The organism is Bacillus sp. 005/A4HT-01/001 (assembly GCF_004634445.1).
Taxonomy (GTDB): domain Bacteria; phylum Bacillota; class Bacilli; order Bacillales; family Bacillaceae; genus Bacillus; species Bacillus altitudinis.
In genome coordinates this window covers 977,218-995,298 of the sequence record NZ_SEIZ01000001.1, presented here as the reverse complement: position 1 = coordinate 995,298, position 18,081 = coordinate 977,218, and the positions used below count along the sequence as shown (strand labels likewise).

Below are 18,081 nucleotides of genomic sequence, written 5' to 3'. Positions count from 1 at the left end.
TTGGCCCGTTGGTCAAGCGGTTAAGACACCGCCCTTTCACGGCGGTAACACGGGTTCGAATCCCGTACGGGTCATTGATTTACTTTAGCGTTAAGCTAATTTTTCCTCACTTGCTTGAAGGAGCACCACGATTGCTTTTTCGGGCAAGTTACTGAGGTCCGGTAGTTCAGTTGGTTAGAATGCCTGCCTGTCACGCAGGAGGTCGCGGGTTCGAGTCCCGTCCGGACCGCCATTTATACATATTCATCTTTTGATGATGGCTCGGTAGCTCAGTTGGTAGAGCAACGGACTGAAAATCCGTGTGTCGGCGGTTCGATTCCGTCCCGAGCCACTTCCAAACGCATCTGCAATCGCAGGTGCGTTTTTATTATGAAAAGAAGGCATAAAAAGGGAGAAGCCGGACCTAGGTAGGGCCCGGCTCCATAAGAAGAAGACGTTACATGTATATAGACGTTTGGTGACTGGAAAAGTTTCAATAAAAAAGGAAAAAGTCATCAAATCTTTTGGGCGGGGTTCTTCTATCCAACGTTTACTAGCAAAGAAAGCCGTTATTATTTTTATCTTTGCCTCTTAAAACGTTATAATAGACAGTGAGCCTTTTTTTTCGTAAATGAAGAAGGCGTAATGAGACATGCAAAATGGAATGACATAGATGCTAAAAATGCAGGAGGAAATCACAATGGAAAAAAAGATTCTTGTCGTAGATGATGAAAAGCCGATTGCGGATATATTGGAATTTAACTTAAGAAAAGAGGGCTACGAGGTTCATTGTGCGTATGACGGAAATGAAGCCCTTGAAATGGTAGAAGAAATTAAGCCAGACATCATTTTGCTCGACATTATGCTGCCGAACAAAGATGGCGTTGAAGTATGCCGTGAAGTGAGAAAGAAATATGATATGCCGATTATCATGCTGACAGCAAAAGACTCTGAAATCGATAAAGTCATTGGTCTTGAGCTTGGCGCGGACGATTATGTCACAAAGCCATTCAGTACACGCGAGCTGCTTGCACGTGTAAAAGCAAATTTAAGAAGACAGACGGCTGCTCCGCAATCAGAGGAAGAATCTGAATCAAATGATATCGAGATTGGTTCACTTGTGATCTACCCAGATGCGTATGTCGTGTCTAAGCGTGACGAAACGATTGAATTAACGCATCGTGAGTTCGAATTGCTTCATTACTTAGCGAAACATATTGGACAAGTCATGACACGTGAGCACTTACTGCAAACGGTTTGGGGCTACGATTACTTTGGAGATGTCCGTACAGTAGACGTGACAGTCCGCCGTCTTCGTGAAAAAATTGAAGACAACCCTAGCCACCCGAGCTGGATCGTGACAAGACGAGGCGTCGGCTACTATTTAAGAAACCCAGAGCAGGACTAAGATTCTTATGAGTAAAGTAGGTTTTTTTCGCTCGATTCACTTTAAATTGACCTTGATTTATGTGCTGCTGATCATTGTCGCCATGCAGATCATTGGCGTGTACTTTGTGAAGCAGCTAGAGCAGTCCTTAATTAATTCATATGATAATTCCTTGAATCAGCGAATCTACTCGTTATCGTATTACCTAGAACAAGATTCATCGAAAAGCAAGGCAGAATTAAAAGAGGATGCTCAAAAGATATTAAACGATTTTAACAACAAAGATGAGTCTAATGAAATTTCTGAAGTCAGCTATATTGACGAAAGCAGAGAGGTCATTGCCTCTGTGAATAACGGCAGTCAAGAGATTGCCGGGAAGAAAATCACAGATCAAATCATTAGCCGTATTTTCGCGGTTGGCAAAGACTACGAAAAAAAATTCTATGACCCAGAATCGAATAAACGAGTCCGCATATCAGCGACAGCCGTGAAAAATGAGAACCAAGAAACTGTTGGTGTCATTTATGTGGTCTCATCCATGGAAAGTGTTTTTAACCAAATGCGAACGATCAACACCATTTTGGCGACGGGTACACTCATCGCACTTGGGACGACTGCTCTACTTGGTATATTCATATTCAGAACCATTACACACCCAATTTCGGATATGAGAAAGCAAGCGATCGAGCTCGCCAAAGGGAACTTTTCCAGAAAGGTCCGAAAGTATGGACATGATGAGATTGGTCAACTAGCAACGACATTTAACCATCTGACGAGAGAGCTGGAGGAAGCGCAGCTGATGACAGAGGGTGAGAGGAAAAAGCTTTCTTCTGTTATCGCCTATATGACCGATGGCGTCATTGCCACGAATCAAAACGGTGCCATTATTCTATTAAACAGCCCAGCACTAGAGCTGTTGAATGTTTCACGTGAAACAGCTCTAGAGATGCCGATCACATCCTTGCTTGGCTTAGAAGAAACTCATACATTTGAAGATTTAGTCGAAAATCAAGACTCCATGCTGCTAGAAATTGAACGCGAAGATCAGTTGTCTGTTTTGCGTGTCAATTTCTCAGTGATTCAGAAAGAGCATGGGAAAATTGATGGCTTGATCGCGGTCATTTATGACGTAACCGAGCAGGAAAAAATTGATGCGGAACGTCGTGAATTCGTGGCGAACGTATCGCATGAGCTGCGCACACCGCTTACGACGATGCGAAGCTATCTTGAGGCTCTCGCTGAAGGTGCGATTGGTGATAAAGAGCTTGCGCCAAGGTTCCTCAGTGTCACGCAAAATGAAACAGAGCGCATGATTAGACTTGTGAATGACCTGCTCCAGCTGTCTAAGTTCGACAGCAAGGATTATCAATTCAATCGTGAGTGGACGAATTTTATCAGGTTTATCTCGCTCGTCATTGATCGTTTTGAAATGACGAAGGAGCAGCATGTCGATTTCATCCGGAACCTGCCGCAGCGTGAAATATATGTGGAAATTGATCAAGACAAAATCACACAGGTGCTCGATAATATCATTTCCAATGCTATGAAATACTCGCCAGAGGGTGGACACATTACGTTCACTGTCGATTTGGATGAGGAGCAAGGTCTTGTGTTATTCAGTGTCAAAGATGAAGGAATCGGTATTCCGAAGAAGGATATGGATAAAATCTTTGAACGTTTTTATCGAGTGGATAAGGCAAGAACAAGAAAACTTGGCGGAACCGGCCTAGGTCTTGCGATTGCAAAAGAAATGGTTCAGGCTCATGGCGGAGATATTTGGGCTGACAGCATTGAAGGAAAAGGAACAACGGTAACCTTTACCCTTCCGTACAATGAAGAACAAGAGGATGATTGGGATGAAGCGTGAGACCTTTAAAACCATTATATTGACAATCCTAATTGCGATCAGTCTTGTGTTTACGTGGAATATTTGGATGTTCCAGCCCGTCATGCAGGATCAGGCGGATGCCGGTACACAGGTCGTGGAAACGAAGAAGATTTCAAGCGACGAGCCTAGGAGTCTCATTGATGTCGTGAAACCGCGTGAGATGTTCATCCATTCCAATGGAGAGCATTTCAAAGTGGATCAAAAGGAACTCTTCCAAAACTTTTGGAATGATGTGAGCCTGTGGGATGTCAAAGAGATTGCCGATGTGTCGGACCAATATTCCGAGCAGAAATTTAAGAATTTCTTCTATGGACGCGAGGGGCAAGGCAAAACATTGGATCTTGTGTTCAATGATCCGATTCCGATTGATATTTTCCAAGCGCTGTTTAAATGGCCGAATAAATCCATTGAATACAACTCATTTGACCGGATGATTGTGCCGTTCGCTCAGCCGGATAAGGCCAATAAGAAAGTCTATTTGGTTTCATACAGCAAGGAAACGGTGCTTGAGCTGACGATTGAATCAGCCAACTATCGTAATCTGATGGATAGTATTGCAGCCGCTCAAAACGAGATGCCGCGCTATGATCTATATACTTTCTCTACGAATTCAAAACGAGATTTCCTTCTGCCGCAGAAGCAAAAGCAGCTTGAAGCGAAAATGTTCTTTATCGAAACGATTAAGACAAGCAAATTCAAGGACGCTTTGTTTACAGACCCAAGTCTAGTTGGGGAGGAATCTAATTTAAACCGGACGGTGTATACAGATGGAACGAGTCGTCTTGAAGCAAATCAAAAAGACCACCGCATCCAATATCAGCATCGTAATATCAATTCTAGTACCGTATTCCAAACGGGAGATTTGATCAAGCGAAGCGTGAAGTATTTCAATGATACCGGAAGTTTTACCGATAATTATCAATACTTCGGCATTAACAGCAACCAGCAGCTGTCCTTTAATATGTTTATGGATGGACTGCCGATCGTCAACAGCACAAAACATCCATTTGGTATGACATCACTTGAAGTACAATGGGCGAATGATGACATCTTGAGTTATAAGCGTCCAAACTACATTCTCGGCAACAAAGCGAGTCAGAGTGAACAGGTCAAACTGATGAATGGGACAGAGCTGAAAAACTTGATCATCAAGCAGACGAAGTATGATGATTTAGAGAAAATTGAACAGATTTTCCCTGCCTATCAAGCGACATCCACGGCATCAGATCAGGATCAAGCGATGTTTGTCTGGCTAGAGCCGGTATGGTGTATGAAATATAACGGAAAAACCGTCATTTTAACGAATGATTTGCTGACAGAGGGGAGCGAGAATCATGGAGTGGAATAAGACCAAAACGATCTTTATCCTAGCCTTTCTCGTTCTCGATATCTTTCTAGGTTTTCAATACTTTGAAAAGCGATCGACCGATCATTTTGCGATTATCGAAAAAACAGATACGCTGGAAGAAATGAAGGCAGACGGAATCAAATATGGCAATCTATCAGATGAAGCGAAGATTGGATACCGCATTACAGCTGAGAAAAAGCAATATACGAAAAAGGATGTCGATGGATTAGCTGATCAAAAGACGAAAAGCACATTCCCGAAAACCGAGAAAGATGATCCTGTCACCCTGCTTGAAATGACCTTCAATAAACCAGTTGCATTGCCGAAAAAAGATATGAAAACAGCAGCGACCAATCTTGTGAGCCAGCGTTTACTGGATGGCAAGAATTATAAGCTCTGGAGCATCGATGAAGAAACAGGTGAAATCGTCTTTTTCCAAACGTATAAAGGAAAATACATCTTCCAAGAAGGTCTTGATGACACCGAAACCATCGGTAAGATCACATTGGATGTGAACGATCAAAACGAGGTCGTCTCGTATCGGCAGTCGATGGTGACATCGATTAATGAAGTGAGAAAAGAAACCCTTGTCCCAGCGCTTGAAACGGTGAAGGACTTATATACACAAAATATGCTGAGCCAAAACACGACAGTGAAAAAAGTGGAGCTTGGCTACTACACGCAATACCCAGGTGCAAGCACTCAAGTCATGGTTCCTGTATGGCGAGTAGAGATTGAAGGCGTGGCAGCTGGTTCAAAGAAAAAGACAGAAGAAGAATATTTGATCAATGCCATTGATGGCTCAACACTTGATCATATAGAGAAAGAAGACAAATCTTCATTGGAGTGAGAGAACATGAGCTTGCAGTTCAGTGTACTAGCGAGCGGAAGTACGGGGAACGCTTTTTATTTAGAAACAGACGAGCATGCTTTTTTAGTAGATGCGGGCTTAAGCGGCAAACAGATGGTAGAGCTGCTTGGTCAAATCGATCGCAAGCCGGAAGACTTGGACGGAATTTTTGTCACACACGAGCACTCAGATCATATTAAAGGACTCGGTGTGATGGCAAGAAAGTACAAGCTTCCTGTCTATGCAAATGCGAAAACATGGAAGGCGATGGAGTCACATATTGGGAAAGTGGATACGGAGCAGAAATTCCACTTTGATATGGAGACGGTTCAATCATTCGGCGGTCTCGATGTTGAATCATTTGGCGTATCACATGATGCGGCAGAGCCCATGTTTTATGTATTCCATTATGGCGGGCGTAAACTTGCCCTCATGACGGATACAGGCTATGTGAGTGATCGAATGAAAGGGATTATTAAATCAGCCAATACGTTCGTATTTGAGAGCAACCATGATGTCGGCATGCTGCAAATGGGGCGCTACCCATGGAGTATCAAACGCAGAATTTTGAGCGATGTCGGACACGTATCCAATGAAGATGCAGCTCTTGCTATGACAGACGTGATTGGAGACGCCACCTCACGCATTTATTTGGCCCACTTGAGTCAAGACAACAACATGAAGGACTTAGCCCGTATGGCGGTCCAGCAGACGCTTGAAATGAAGGGCTTTGTTGTAGGGGACGGCTTTGATTTATATGATACGGACCCGAAAAAAGCAACCCCGCTTTGCGCCGTATGATTTTTACAATCGTATGATTAAGATAAGAGCTTCTTACCAACACTATATACATCATCTATTCACTGAAAGGAAGGAAACATAGTGGATTATCGCGATGTAGAGTGGAAGCCGAGACGAAGCAGAAAAGGATATTTCCTATCTGGTCTGATCGGTGTATTGGTAGGAGCTTTTTTAATGGGATTCTTTTTCCCCTATGTGTCTGGACAGAGCGGCAGCCCCTTTGGCTGGCAGTCAGCTGGAGATCAGCAGGCATCAGATGGCCCTTTAAAGACCGTCAATGTGAACGTGAATGATGCGGTCACAAAAGTGGTATCGAGTATGTCGGATACAGTTGTCGGCGTCATTAACATTCAAAAGTCCAGCTTTTGGGAAGAAGGCGGTGAAGCAGGCAGCGGGTCAGGTGTGATTTATAAAAAAAAGGGTGACACTTTTTATATCGTGACCAACCATCATGTCATCAAAGGCGCAAACCAGCTTGAAGTGAGCCTTCAGGACGGGACAAGGATCGGGGCAAATCTTGTCGGCAGTGATCAGCTTATGGATTTAGCGGTACTCACGGTCAAAAGTGATAAGATCAAGAAAACCGCCGCCTTCGGCAATTCAGACCATGTCAAACCAGGTGAGCCTGTCATCGCCATTGGAAATCCATTAGGCCTTGAATTTGCTGGCTCCGTCACACAAGGTGTGATTTCTGGAACGGAGCGTGCGATCCCTGTTGATTCTAATGGTGATGGACAGACGGATTGGAATGCGGAAGTTTTGCAAACGGATGCCGCCATTAATCCTGGGAACAGCGGCGGAGCCTTGATTAATATGGACGGCAAAGTGATCGGCATCAATTCAATGAAGATTGCTGAGTCAGAGGTGGAAGGGATTGGGCTGTCTATTCCTGCGAATCTGGTGATCCCTGTCATAGAGGATTTAGAGCGCTATGGAGAGGTGAAGCGTCCGTACCTTGGTGTTGGGATGAAATCACTAGCAGATATTGCGAGCTATCATTGGCAGGAAACGTTAAAACTGCCATCAAAGGTCACAACCGGAGTCGTCGTGATGAGTGTCGAGCCTTTGTCTCCAGCAGGGAAAGCAGGGTTAAAAGAGCTGGATGTCGTGACGTCGTTTGACGGCAAGGAAGTACAAAACATCGTCGATCTGCGTAAATATCTCTATCAAAAGAAAGTCGGCGACAAGGTAAAGGTGCAATTTTACCGAAGCGGAAAGAAAAAATCAGTCGAGATCAAGCTCTCCCAAACCGATCGGTTCGGAGGCTAGCCAGTTCCTATAGGGGACTGGCTTTTTTTATATGCACAGCATATGATAAAGAAAAGGGGGAGAGAGGATTTGGTCACATTACAGCCGGTGTCACAAACGGATTATGACGTCTTGATAGCGGCAGCCATTAAGAGGTACGCAGAAGAAAAGATACTCGCAGGGACGTGGGGTCAGGAAGAAGCGCAAAAGAACGCAGAGGAACAATTTGACCGGTTGCTTCCTGAAGGCCTTCGGACAGAGGATCATGAGTTGTGGAACATCTTACATGGAGAAGAAGCCATCGGATGGGTATGGCTTTGCTATGACCGAGATCATCCTCAGCACGAAGGATTTATTTATAATTTTATTTTGTTTGAAGCGTATCGAGGAAAAGGCTTGGCAAAACAGGCCATGGCGGCATTAGAAGAGCAGGCAAAGTCATTAGGTGTGAAAAAACTATCGCTGCATGTCTTTGCCCATAATCAAATCGCCCGCTCACTTTATGAGAAAACGGGCTTTGCTGAGACTGGGATTTACATGAGCAAGCCTTTATAAAAAAAGAGAAGTACCGTGCAGTGAGCGTACGGTACTTTTTACGTGGACATCATGGCATCTTGCGCCGTGACTCGGTATAGATCGACTTTGCATTTCACAAACGCACGGATGATGGCTGGGACTTGAGCTTCTGAACGAATCAACAATGAGGTCTCGTCATCTCTGATCACAAGGTCTGTTCCCACACTTTGTAAGTACTGCGTGAGAACAGGCTTCACCTCATCATCAATCCATGCATGCTTGAAGGTGGCACGAATGGTTGAGGACGTGATGGTTTTCTCTTGAGGATGAGTACTTGAGGACACGATTTTTCCTTCAGATATGAAAGCTGTTTTGGTACAAATAGGCTGGGTGAACCTTGGCTCGTCTGCTGTTAAAAAGACAGTTTTCCCTTCAAATTTTAACGATTCAATCACCCGCTGGATATGTAAGATAGAATCTGCATCAATATCCGCAAAAGGCTCATCAAGTAAAATAAAGTCAGGCTGATGAGCGATGGCTTGAGCCATTCCGAGCCGCTTCTTCATCCCAGGTGTAAAGGCACCGACTTTCTCTTGATAATAACGATGTAAGCCAACAAATTCGAGTAATTCTTCATAATAGCTCGTTTTCTGGCGAGCACCCGTAATTTTCGATAAATAGGCAATATGCTCAATAGCAGTCAGCCCTTCATATAAATCTGTATATTCAGGCAGAACACCGATATGATGACGTACTTTTTTTAACGACGTCATGTTCATCATGATAAACGTGCCAGAGGTGGGGCGGGAGATCCCTGTAATGATATTAAAAAAGGTCGTCTTACCAGCACCCTTCGGTCCAATGAGGCCGAAGATATCCCCTTGATGGATATCAAGATCAATATGATCTATTGCGACTTTTGTCCGATATTTTTTTGTCAGCCCTTTTGTGTGAAGCACTTAGACATCCCTCCTCTGAAACAGTAGTGCCGTTCCAATGAGTAAGACAACTGTCAATGCGGCATTCATCAGCACATAGGTCAGCGGTTCACTCCAGCGCGCATAATAATAAGGCGTCACGTATTGGAACCAGTGAATCAACCGTTCTGAAGAAAGAACAGACATCATGCTCATGATTGGAAATAGAAAGGAAAACAACATGCCAACAAACATCGATTTCTGTGGTGTTGGAAAGAGCATGGACAAAAACAAAGCACAGGAGATGCCGACACTGATAAACGTTAATATTTTTAAGGCATCAGAGAACAGAAAACGATGTGAAATCACCATATTTAATATATATGTGGTCATAATGCAACTGAGCCAAAACAGCATCAGCCCAAGATATTTCCCGATGACAATGTTTAAACGGGTCGTTTTGCTGACGAGAAAACGAATGGTTTTCAAATGAATTTCGCGGCTCAAAATATCATGAGATAATAAAAAAATAAGGAAGAAACCAAATAACGAAATCACTAGTTCATTCCCAATGGAATAAGGGTCCTTTGCCTGTTCCCACTTCCCTTGATAAGCAGCTATAAATGGAAGACTTGATACAAAAGTAGATAAAATGAAAATAATAACAATTGTTAAGATGGATTTTGTGCTTTTGAAGAGCTGCTTAAATTCATTCATACAGATGGTCCACACAAACTGTACCTCCCTTCATCTTTATTATACCGCTAGAAAAGAAAGACACCATATCTCGCTCTTTAACATTTGCTTAAATTTTATAAAAAAGAAGACTCTTCCAAAACAGTTAACTCATTTTTAAAAATGTTCAGAAAAATATCTTGATTTATCAAAAAACATCATGTATGATAGCTTTAATTCAAGATAGTTAAACAGGCAATGACGAGAGAAAGTACAATCATCAATTTTTCCACAGAGAGCTTCGGTAGCTGAAAAGAAGCAAAAATAATGATTCGAAAAATGGTCTCTGAGCCTCGTGCTGAACATATCCATGATATTAGTAGGTGACGACGAGAGTTGGTACTCGTTATCAAAACCACAGTATATGAGCCAAATTGGAGCTTTGTACTTGTAGAGGCTGTTTAGCGCGAGCAAACAGTAAATAAAGGTGGTACCACGAGACAAATACCTCGTCCTTATGATTCATAGATAAGGATGGGGTATTTTTTATTGTCCACTTTTTTTCATACAAATGTTCAAATGTTCCACGTGAAACACCACAACCATTTTTTCAAATGAAAGGGAGATTAACATGAGTGAACATGCATTGGTTTTGCAATCAGATTTCGGTATTGATGATGGAGCGGTCAGCGCAATGTACGGCGTAGCCAATACAGTGAGCAGCGGCATCCGCATTTTTGATTTAACTCACAACATTCCCCAATATGACATTTGGGAAGCGTCTTATCGCTTGCTTCAGACGGTTACATATTGGCCGGAAGAAACGGTATTTGTCTCCGTTGTTGATCCAGGCGTTGGATCAGAGCGAAAGAGCCTTGTCGTCAAAACAACAAGCTCACACTACATCATCACACCTGATAATGGGACACTTACGCATGTCGCACAGGATATTGGCATCGTGGAGGCTCGGTATTTAGATGAAACCATCAACCGTCTGCCGAAGTCAGGAAAATCACATACATTCCATGGTAGAGACATTTACGCCTATACAGGCGCGAGAATTGCTTCAGGTGTGATTTCTTTTGAAGAGGTCGGGCCAAAGGCGAATATAGAGGACATTATTCACCTTCCAGTCGTACAAGCTTATGCGGAAGAAGAAGTGATCACAGGGACGATTGATATTTTAGATGTGCGGTTCGGAAACCTATGGACAAACATTCATCATACGTTATTTGAACAGCTTTCAATCAATTATGGGGATGCAATAGAAGTTACCATTGCCAACGGGCCAAAAAATGTGTATAAAAATATCATGACCTATGGACGATCTTTTGCCGATTTAAAGGTAGGCGAACCACTCGTATATGTCAATTCACTCGATCATTTAGGCGTGGCGATCAATCAAGGGTCATTTGCAAAGGCTTATAACATCGGTATAGGCACAGGCTGGCGCCTTTCGATTCGCAAAGCTCCGCGCATTATATATGAATAAGAGGAGGAAACATCATGGCAGGTAAACAACTTTCAACGAAAACTGTCGTTGCCATCGGGATTGGCGCAGCCGTCTTTGTCATTTTAGGACGCTTCGTCTCCATTCCAACTGGGATTCCGAATACACAAATTGAAACATCGTACGCGTTCCTTGCATTAATGGCCGTGCTATTTGGTCCTATTGCAGGCGCATTGATTGGATTTATTGGTCATCTCATTAAAGATGCCACCACATTTGGACCTTGGTGGAGCTGGATTATCGTTTCGGGTGTGGTTGGTTTATTGATCGGCCTCATTTCGAACCGTTTAAAAGTAGAAGAGGGCGACTTTGGCTGGAAAAAAATCACGCTCTTCAACGCCGTCCAAGCCGGCGCACAAGCATTAGGCTGGTTTGTCATTGCGCCGGTACTCGACATTGTGATCTATGCAGAACCTGCAAATAAAGTGTTTGTTCAAGGCATCGTAGCAGGAATCTCAAACATCATCACAGTCGGTGTACTAGGCACCATCATCATTGCGGCTTATGCGAAAACAAGAAGCAAAAGCGGCAGTCTATCGAAAGAAACATCATGAAGCAAGGTGGAACACATAAATGAAGAAACCGATGATTCAATTCGAACATTTCGGATTCAAGTATCGCAGTCAGGCAGAACCAACATTGAAAGATATCAACCTGACCATCTATGAAGGAGAAAAAGTCCTCATCGCAGGCCCGTCTGGATCGGGAAAAAGCACACTAGCCCATTGTATCAATGGGCTAGTTCCTGCGTCTTATAAAGGTTCTATGGAAGGAAGTCTTCACATCGGCGGGAAAAATGCAGAGAAAGAGAACATTTTCTCTCTTTCACAGCTCGTCGGAACGGTGCTGCAAGATCCTGATGGACAATTTATCGGGCTGACCGTTGGAGAAGATATTGCGTTCACACTAGAAAATGATCAAGTCACACGCGAAGAAATGAAAACACGTGTCGAGAAAGCGGCAAAATTAACAGAGGTAGACGGCAAACTGGCATCATCCGTGCATGAGCTGTCAGGCGGTCAAAAACAACGTGTCGCCATCGCAGGCGTACTTGTCAACGATGTCGACATTTTGCTGTTTGATGAGCCACTGGCAAGCCTTGATCCCGCAACAGGCAAAGAAGTGATCGACCTTATTGACCGTCTGCAAAAAGAAACAAAAAAAACGGTCGTGATGGTGGAACATCGATTGGAAGACGTCCTCTTCCGTCATGTCGACCGCATCATCGTTGTCAATGACGGCACGATTGCAGCGGATATGACACCAGATGAATTGCTCGCCTCAAATGTATTAGAAGCGGCGTATTTACGTGAGCCTTTATATGTGAGAGCGATGAAATATGCAGGTATTCCGATTGCAGCAGGAGATCAGATCGCTAATTTACAGCATCTCACCTTAAACGACGAGGCAAAAGAGAAAATCGAGCAATGGATGGAAGCATCTGAGCCATCAGTCGAGCAGAATGAAGCGCCGGATTTACTAGAAGTGCGTGAGCTGAGCTTTGATTATCCGACAAGACCCAACACACTGAGCAACATCTCTTTTACCGTCAAAAAAGGAGAAATGATCAGCATTGCCGGTGCCAATGGCGCAGGCAAGACGACACTATCCAAGGTGCTTTGTGCATTTGAAAAGCCAACAAAAGGGACAATCCTTTTAAATGGCGATGACATCACAGGAGACACCATCAAACAGCGCTCCGAACGAATCGGTGTCGTCATGCAAAACCCAAATCAAATGATTTCGAAACAAATGATTTTTGATGAAGTCGCCCTCGGTCTCGTTTTAAGAGGCGTACAGGAAGACGACATCAAGGATCGTGTAGAGCGGGTTTTAAAAGTATGCGGGCTGTATCCATTTCGAAATTGGCCGATCTCAGCACTCAGTTTTGGACAGAAAAAGCGCGTTACCATTGCATCCATTCTTGTGTTAGAGCCAGAAATCATCATCCTAGACGAGCCAACCGCCGGACAGGATTTTAGACATTACACAGAGATGATGACATTTTTAGAGCAATTAAATCAGCAGGGCGTCACGATTATGATGATCACCCATGATATGCATCTCATGCTCGAATACACAACAAGAACCATTGTCATTTCAGATGGAGAAAAAATCGCAGACGATACACCAGCTAAAGTACTGACAGATCAGTTGCTAGTCCAAAAGGCGAGCTTAAAGGAAACGTCGCTGTATGAACTGGCGCTAAAAGTAGACTGGCCAAATCCAAATGAACTCGTGGATCGCTTCATTGAGGTTGACAGAAAGGAACGAATGACATGGCTGTAGACATGCTGTCTTATATCGATCGCCCGTCGCCAATTCACCGGCTGACAGGGGCAACCAAACTCATTTGCTTTATCCTCTGGTCATCCGCAGCGATGCTCACGTATGATACAGGCGTATTAGTGTTTATGCTAGTTGCCAGTATCGTGTTCTTTCAACTGTCGAATGTGCGATTTCGTGATATCTCCTTCGTGGTGATCGTCCTAGCGATTTTCCTTGTGATCAATAACATCGCCATTTACATCTTTGCTCCCCAGCAAGGTGTCGCCATCTACGGAGCAAAGCACGAGCTATTTCATATTGCAGGCTGGTACAACGTCACACTTGAACAGCTTTTCTATCAATTGAACATTACACTGAAATACGTGACCGTGATGCCAGCGGCACTATTGTTTATTGTCACAACAAATCCAAGTGAATTCGCCTCATCGCTCAGCAGAATCGGGGTCAGCTACCGGATTTCGTATGCTGTAGCGATTGCTTTGCGCTATATTCCAGATATTCAACGTGATTTTCGAACGATTGCCATTTCTCAGCAAGCAAGAGGCATTGATTTATCGAAGAATGAAAAACTGGGGAAACGGATTAAAAATGCGCTGTCGATTGTGATGCCGCTGATTTTCTCCAGCCTAGAGCGGATTGAAACGATCAGCAATGCGATGGAACTGCGCGGGTTTGGAAAGCATAAAAAGCGCACATGGTTTACGGCGAAAGACTTTCAAAAAGCAGATTATGCGGCGTTAATCTTTGTTGGAGCGGTACTGATTGTGTCGCTAGTAATTACATTTGTTAGAGGAACGAGATTTTACAATCCGTTTTGATAGAAGGAAGCCTTCACAGGAGTGGAGGCTTTTTTATTTGGTTTGTGGATAAAAGGTGTGGAAAATGGTAAAAGACTATTAACATGTGAATAAATCGGTTATATTGAACAATGAGCGAAACACATGTGAATAACCAAACAACATATTGGAGGAATTAGAAACTTATGAACAAATCACTTTATGCTTGTGCAGAACATATAGAAACCGTACTAGACATGTACATAGATGATCACGAAACACCGCCAGAATTCAGAAAAATCGAACATACACACAGCTTATCCACAACCTGTGAATTGTGCGATGAACCTGCAATATATATAGTGGGGAACGAATGATCGGACACAAAATACACAAATTTTATCCACAATTGTTGATAACTTATATGAATAACTTGTTCTTAAGGTGGGGATGACCTGTGAATATATCAATTATCACAGTAGGAAAATTAAAAGAGAAATATTTAAAGCAAGGCATAGCCGAATACACAAAACGATTACAAGCATACGCAAAAATCGAGATCATTGAGCTCGCAGACGAAAAAGCACCCGAGAATCTCAGCGAGCAAGACATGAAAATCATCAAAGACAAAGAAGGCGAACGCATCCTAAGCAAAATCAACCCAGACGCCCACGTCATCGCCCTCGCCATCGAAGGAAAAATGAAAACTTCCGAAGAATTAGCCGATACAATAGATAAGCTGGCAACATACGGAAAAAGTAAGGTGTGTTTTGTCATAGGTGGGTCACTTGGGTTAAGTGATGCTGTGATGCAGCGTGCGAATGAGAAACTTTCATTTTCAAAAATGACGTTTCCGCATCAGTTGATGAGGCTGGTGTTGGTGGAGCAGATTTATCGGGCGTTTCGGATTGTGCGGGGGGAGCCTTATCATAAGTAGATGAGGTTTTTTTAATCATTCCTACCATAATTAATAGTATCTTGATGTAAAAAGGTTCAGCTTAATGTTCTATAAAAGATGTCTTTGCTAGACATTGTAAACTTAAATCTTATGAGTATCTGATAATGATACATTAAACTTTCCATTCGCTGTCTTCTCTGTTTTATCTTTTGTTGATGCATCATAGGAAAATCATTGAATTTTTCAATAACCAATATTTTTTCTTTTTAAAATCGCTAGGTTTATTCTTACTGTTAATTTTTTATGTCTAATTCCATAACTTATTTAAACAATAGTGAGTAGAAGAATATGAATGATAATGAACCTATTTTGTGAAATCGTAGAGACTAACAATTTCTGTTAAAATATTATTCGATTGAATGAAGTTTTATTGAAATTAGGTAATGGAAAATTAAATAATAGGAGACATAACTTGAAAAAATAAAATATTAAATAGATATGGATATCGCACTTGAACAAGCATTAAAAATATCTGGTGTAAAGATAGAAAGAGAAAGCTTTCTGACCAATACCTTTTCAGAACTTGTATCTCCAGCACATTATCCATATTGATTTACAAGATAGCATACTAGTAAAAGATTAATAATTCAATTATTAATCGGTAGTATAAAGTAAATGTATTAAAAGAAAGGAGAATAAATAATGGCTACATCTATAGAAGTAAATAAACAGAGTGTAAAGCAACTATTAGAAACAGGAAAAGTAAATAAATTTGTTATTCCTGAATATCAACGTCCGTATGCATGGACTGACGAACAGATTCAAACGCTTTTTGAAGACTTAACAGAGTATACAGAAAATGATAATGGAAGCACTTATTTTCTAGGAACGATTGTTTCTTATGAAAATGATAGTGGTGAACAAGAAATTATAGACGGTCAGCAGCGAATTACGTCCTTATTCTTATTGTTACGAGCGCTTTACTTCAAACTTAATTCAATGAAAGAAACAAAGGAAGTAGCAAACTTTAAAGCACAAATAGAATCAGCATTGTGGGAACAAGATGAATTAACAGCTGAGGTTAACTTTGAAAAAGCTCTAATTGAATCTAGAGTTATAAGTGATGAGGGAAACAAAATTTTTGGTCAGATTCTTGTTAACGGGACTACTAAAGAAACTGCAAAAGATAACTATTCACTTAACTATAAATTATTTACAGAGTTAATTGAGAATTATGCTTCAAATGAACCGGAGTTATTTTTTTGGTTTATTAGGAATGTTTTAAACAAGGCAATCTTATTACCAATCACAGCTGATTCCCAAGATACAGCTTTAACGATCTTTTCAACTCTTAACGATAGAGGACTAGCTTTATCCGATGCTGATATTTTTAAAGCGAAAATCTATAATAATTTAAGTGTTGATATTAGAGCTGTTTTCATTGAGCAATGGCAACAACTTGATGATGAAGCGAAAGATGCTGGTGAAAGCATTCAAAAACTATTCTATTATTATATGTTCTATTTAAGAGCCTTAGAAAATGATCGAAATACTACAACTCCAGGTCTAAGAAAGTATTATTCCAGAAATAATTTTGAACAGTTATATAAAACTGATATTATTACAAACTTAAATTCAATGCTGAATTTATGGAAGGTGGTTAACAATCGTGTGGAAATAGAAGATGAGAATTGGTCTAAAAATATCGAGATTAAACAAATACTTGATGGGTTATCTTCGTATCCAAATGAATTTTGGAAGTATCCAGTAGTTATTTATTATCTTAATTATTATCATTTACCAAATTTCGAAAACCTTTTTTTACGGTTTCTTAAAAATTTACTTGCTGTTTTGGCAGCGCGTTACATAGTTACGCCAACTATTAATGTAGTCAAGCGAGGGATTTTAAATCTAAACTCTGAAATTATTAATTCGCCTACACCTATATTTAATTTTAATAAGTTGGATGAACAAGAGCTGAAAATTAAGATTAAAACTGCGCATCGTAATACTGTTCGGATGATTTTAAAGATACTTGCTTATCAAAAGCAGGAGAAACTCCTTCCTGATAAATGGGAAATCGAGCATATACTACCTAAAAAATGGCAATCCAGTTATTTTCCAAATAATTCTGAGGAAGAGATAAAAGAACTTGTGGAGCATTTGGGAAATAAAATACCTTTTGAAAAAAAGCTTAATATCATTGCAAGTAATGGATATTTTAAAAAGAAACAAGACAGCTACAATAAGTCTAAAGTTCAAATCTTATTAAATTTATCTAGCGAACATAAAGACTGGGGAATGAATGAAATTCGAGAAAGAGACATACGAATTTCTGACGAGCTATTAAATGTATTTAATGATTGGGGATTAAATCAACCCGATTTTCTAAGTAAAAGTGAAGAACAACCAACCCCAACCCCTGAAGATTTAAGAGCAATAAGGGAATTAAAAAGAAAAGGTCTAATTTAAAATTTATTTTTTAGAAGCTATGAATTTGAGTGACTTGTGTTAATTTCATAGCTTTAAATATACTTACCGCACTTAGATACGTCACGGATTTAAAAACATCAAATTAAATGAACAGTTAATAGAAAATAATTTTAAAAACTCTTAAAGGAGAACAAGATAATTAAATCATTTGTTATTACTTTTATCGTATTACCTTCATTATTAGGAGCTGCATTGGCATTCACTTTAGAAATACTACCCCTAATATGGAGTATCATTACACAAAAAGGGACAAGCTTGGCATTTAAAGATTTAGTAATTACATTTGTTTTAGGCTATGTAATGTATCTGGTGTATATTGTATATAAAGCGATCATTCACAAATTCAATAAAAATAAAAGTCACTAAAAATATATACAGATACAAAGCGAAATTTTAACAAAAAGCTCTTAAATTATTAATTTAAGAGCTTTTTTGAGTTTTCAGCTATCTTTCTAACGAACATCACGATCACCATTCTTTAAATAATCCTATATAATGTAATAATT

Annotated in this window: 16 protein-coding genes, 3 tRNA genes and 1 other annotated feature; of the genes, 17 read left to right on the top strand and 2 right to left on the bottom strand. The window is 41.0% G+C overall.

Annotated features, from left to right (window positions below; translation table 11 throughout):
* Window positions 1–2 precede the first annotated feature (2 nt).
* The 10 genes from ES896_RS05210 to ES896_RS05165 all read left to right on the top strand — a co-directional run bounded on the left by ES896_RS05210 (window position 3) and on the right by ES896_RS05165 (window position 8,056).
* Window positions 3–74 (top strand) — tRNA-Glu (locus ES896_RS05210).
* A gap of 81 nt (window positions 75–155) precedes the next feature.
* Window positions 156–232, top strand: a tRNA-Asp gene (locus ES896_RS05205).
* 26 nt (window positions 233–258) lie between these two features.
* Window positions 259–331 (top strand) — tRNA-Phe (locus ES896_RS05200).
* Window positions 332–679: 348 nt separating this feature from the next.
* Entirely contained in the window at window positions 680–1,387 is a 708-nt protein-coding gene (yycF, locus tag ES896_RS05195) for a response regulator YycF (RefSeq protein WP_017359978.1), read from the top strand.
* Window positions 1,388–1,394: 7 nt separating this feature from the next.
* Window positions 1,395–3,233: a cell wall metabolism sensor histidine kinase WalK gene (gene walK / locus ES896_RS05190; protein ID WP_007497390.1), complete on the top strand. Its 1,839-nt coding sequence runs from the start codon at window positions 1,395–1,397 to the stop codon at window positions 3,231–3,233.
* Window positions 3,223–4,602 (top strand): two-component system activity regulator YycH, encoded by a 1,380-nt coding sequence (gene yycH, locus ES896_RS05185; RefSeq protein ID WP_017368443.1) that lies wholly within the window; start codon window positions 3,223–3,225, stop codon window positions 4,600–4,602. The genes walK and yycH overlap by 11 nt, the downstream gene beginning before the upstream one ends.
* Complete coding sequence (locus tag ES896_RS05180; RefSeq protein ID WP_017368442.1) at window positions 4,589–5,452, top strand: two-component system regulatory protein YycI; 864 nt, start codon at window positions 4,589–4,591, stop codon at window positions 5,450–5,452. The genes yycH and ES896_RS05180 overlap by 14 nt, the downstream gene beginning before the upstream one ends.
* Window positions 5,453–5,458: 6 nt before the next feature.
* Window positions 5,459–6,253 carry an MBL fold metallo-hydrolase gene (locus ES896_RS05175; RefSeq protein ID WP_007497388.1) on the top strand — a complete coding sequence of 265 codons (795 nt, stop codon included), beginning with the start codon at window positions 5,459–5,461 and terminating at the stop codon, window positions 6,251–6,253.
* 81 nt (window positions 6,254–6,334) lie between these two features.
* Window positions 6,335–7,522: a S1C family serine protease gene (locus tag ES896_RS05170; RefSeq protein ID WP_025208320.1), complete on the top strand. Its 1,188-nt coding sequence runs from the start codon at window positions 6,335–6,337 to the stop codon at window positions 7,520–7,522.
* A 69-nt stretch (window positions 7,523–7,591) separates the two neighbouring features.
* Window positions 7,592–8,056: a GNAT family N-acetyltransferase gene (locus ES896_RS05165; RefSeq protein WP_135226520.1), complete on the top strand. Its 465-nt coding sequence runs from the start codon at window positions 7,592–7,594 to the stop codon at window positions 8,054–8,056.
* Window positions 8,057–8,094: 38 nt separating this feature from the next.
* Here ES896_RS05165 and ES896_RS05160 read toward each other — a convergent pair whose 3' ends face one another.
* Both ES896_RS05160 and ES896_RS05155 read right to left on the bottom strand, forming a co-directional pair.
* Complete coding sequence (locus ES896_RS05160) at window positions 8,095–8,976, bottom strand: ABC transporter ATP-binding protein (protein ID WP_135226519.1); 882 nt, start codon at window positions 8,974–8,976, stop codon at window positions 8,095–8,097.
* On the bottom strand, window positions 8,977–9,666 hold the full coding sequence (locus tag ES896_RS05155) for an ABC transporter permease (RefSeq protein WP_025208317.1): 690 nt from the start codon (window positions 9,664–9,666) through the stop codon (window positions 8,977–8,979).
* Window positions 9,667–9,858: 192 nt separating this feature from the next.
* Window positions 9,859–10,129 (top strand) — a binding site (T-box leader).
* A 111-nt stretch (window positions 10,130–10,240) separates the two neighbouring features.
* Here ES896_RS05155 and ES896_RS05150 point away from each other — a divergent pair.
* The 7 genes from ES896_RS05150 (at window position 10,241) to ES896_RS05120 (ending at window position 17,554) form a co-directional block, all read left to right on the top strand.
* The gene (locus ES896_RS05150; RefSeq protein ID WP_135226518.1) at window positions 10,241–11,101 is read left to right on the top strand and encodes an SAM hydrolase/SAM-dependent halogenase family protein; all 861 of its coding nucleotides are present in this window, start codon (window positions 10,241–10,243) and stop codon (window positions 11,099–11,101) included.
* Between the two features lie 14 nt (window positions 11,102–11,115).
* Window positions 11,116–11,673: an ECF-type riboflavin transporter substrate-binding protein gene (locus tag ES896_RS05145; RefSeq protein WP_024718471.1), complete on the top strand. Its 558-nt coding sequence runs from the start codon at window positions 11,116–11,118 to the stop codon at window positions 11,671–11,673.
* A gap of 19 nt (window positions 11,674–11,692) precedes the next feature.
* The gene (locus ES896_RS05140; RefSeq protein ID WP_135226517.1) at window positions 11,693–13,408 is read left to right on the top strand and encodes an ABC transporter ATP-binding protein; all 1,716 of its coding nucleotides are present in this window, start codon (window positions 11,693–11,695) and stop codon (window positions 13,406–13,408) included.
* The gene (locus tag ES896_RS05135; RefSeq protein ID WP_041092085.1) at window positions 13,399–14,226 is read left to right on the top strand and encodes an energy-coupling factor transporter transmembrane component T family protein; all 828 of its coding nucleotides are present in this window, start codon (window positions 13,399–13,401) and stop codon (window positions 14,224–14,226) included. Before ES896_RS05140 ends, ES896_RS05135 begins: the two co-directional genes overlap by 10 nt.
* A gap of 164 nt (window positions 14,227–14,390) precedes the next feature.
* A complete protein-coding gene (locus tag ES896_RS05130) occupies window positions 14,391–14,561 on the top strand; it encodes a CxxH/CxxC protein (RefSeq protein WP_008360116.1) in 171 nt (56 codons plus the stop codon).
* Window positions 14,562–14,641: 80 nt separating this feature from the next.
* Window positions 14,642–15,121 carry a 23S rRNA (pseudouridine(1915)-N(3))-methyltransferase RlmH gene (gene rlmH, locus ES896_RS05125; RefSeq protein WP_017368434.1) on the top strand — a complete coding sequence of 160 codons (480 nt, stop codon included), beginning with the start codon at window positions 14,642–14,644 and terminating at the stop codon, window positions 15,119–15,121.
* 663 nt (window positions 15,122–15,784) lie between these two features.
* Window positions 15,785–17,554, top strand: coding sequence for a DUF262 domain-containing protein (locus ES896_RS05120; RefSeq protein WP_098680394.1), 1,770 nt, complete (start codon window positions 15,785–15,787; stop codon window positions 17,552–17,554).
* Window positions 17,555–18,081 lie beyond the last annotated feature (527 nt).

Excerpts from the sequence above, each read along its gene's own strand:
- yycF (WP_017359978.1), top strand. The coding sequence starts at position 680 with ATGGAAAAAAAGATTCTTGTCGTAGATGATGAAAAGCCGATTGCGGAT.
- walK (WP_007497390.1), top strand. The coding sequence starts at position 1,395 with ATGAGTAAAGTAGGTTTTTTTCGCTCGATTCACTTTAAATTGACCTTG.
- yycH (WP_017368443.1), top strand. The coding sequence starts at position 3,223 with ATGAAGCGTGAGACCTTTAAAACCATTATATTGACAATCCTAATTGCG.
- ES896_RS05180 (WP_017368442.1), top strand. The coding sequence starts at position 4,589 with ATGGAGTGGAATAAGACCAAAACGATCTTTATCCTAGCCTTTCTCGTT.
- ES896_RS05175 (WP_007497388.1), top strand. The coding sequence starts at position 5,459 with ATGAGCTTGCAGTTCAGTGTACTAGCGAGCGGAAGTACGGGGAACGCT.
- ES896_RS05150 (WP_135226518.1), top strand. The coding sequence starts at position 10,241 with ATGAGTGAACATGCATTGGTTTTGCAATCAGATTTCGGTATTGATGAT.
- ES896_RS05145 (WP_024718471.1), top strand. The coding sequence starts at position 11,116 with ATGGCAGGTAAACAACTTTCAACGAAAACTGTCGTTGCCATCGGGATT.
- ES896_RS05140 (WP_135226517.1), top strand. The coding sequence starts at position 11,693 with ATGAAGAAACCGATGATTCAATTCGAACATTTCGGATTCAAGTATCGC.
- ES896_RS05135 (WP_041092085.1), top strand. The coding sequence starts at position 13,399 with ATGGCTGTAGACATGCTGTCTTATATCGATCGCCCGTCGCCAATTCAC.
- ES896_RS05130 (WP_008360116.1), top strand. The coding sequence starts at position 14,391 with ATGAACAAATCACTTTATGCTTGTGCAGAACATATAGAAACCGTACTA.
- ES896_RS05120 (WP_098680394.1), top strand. The coding sequence starts at position 15,785 with ATGGCTACATCTATAGAAGTAAATAAACAGAGTGTAAAGCAACTATTA.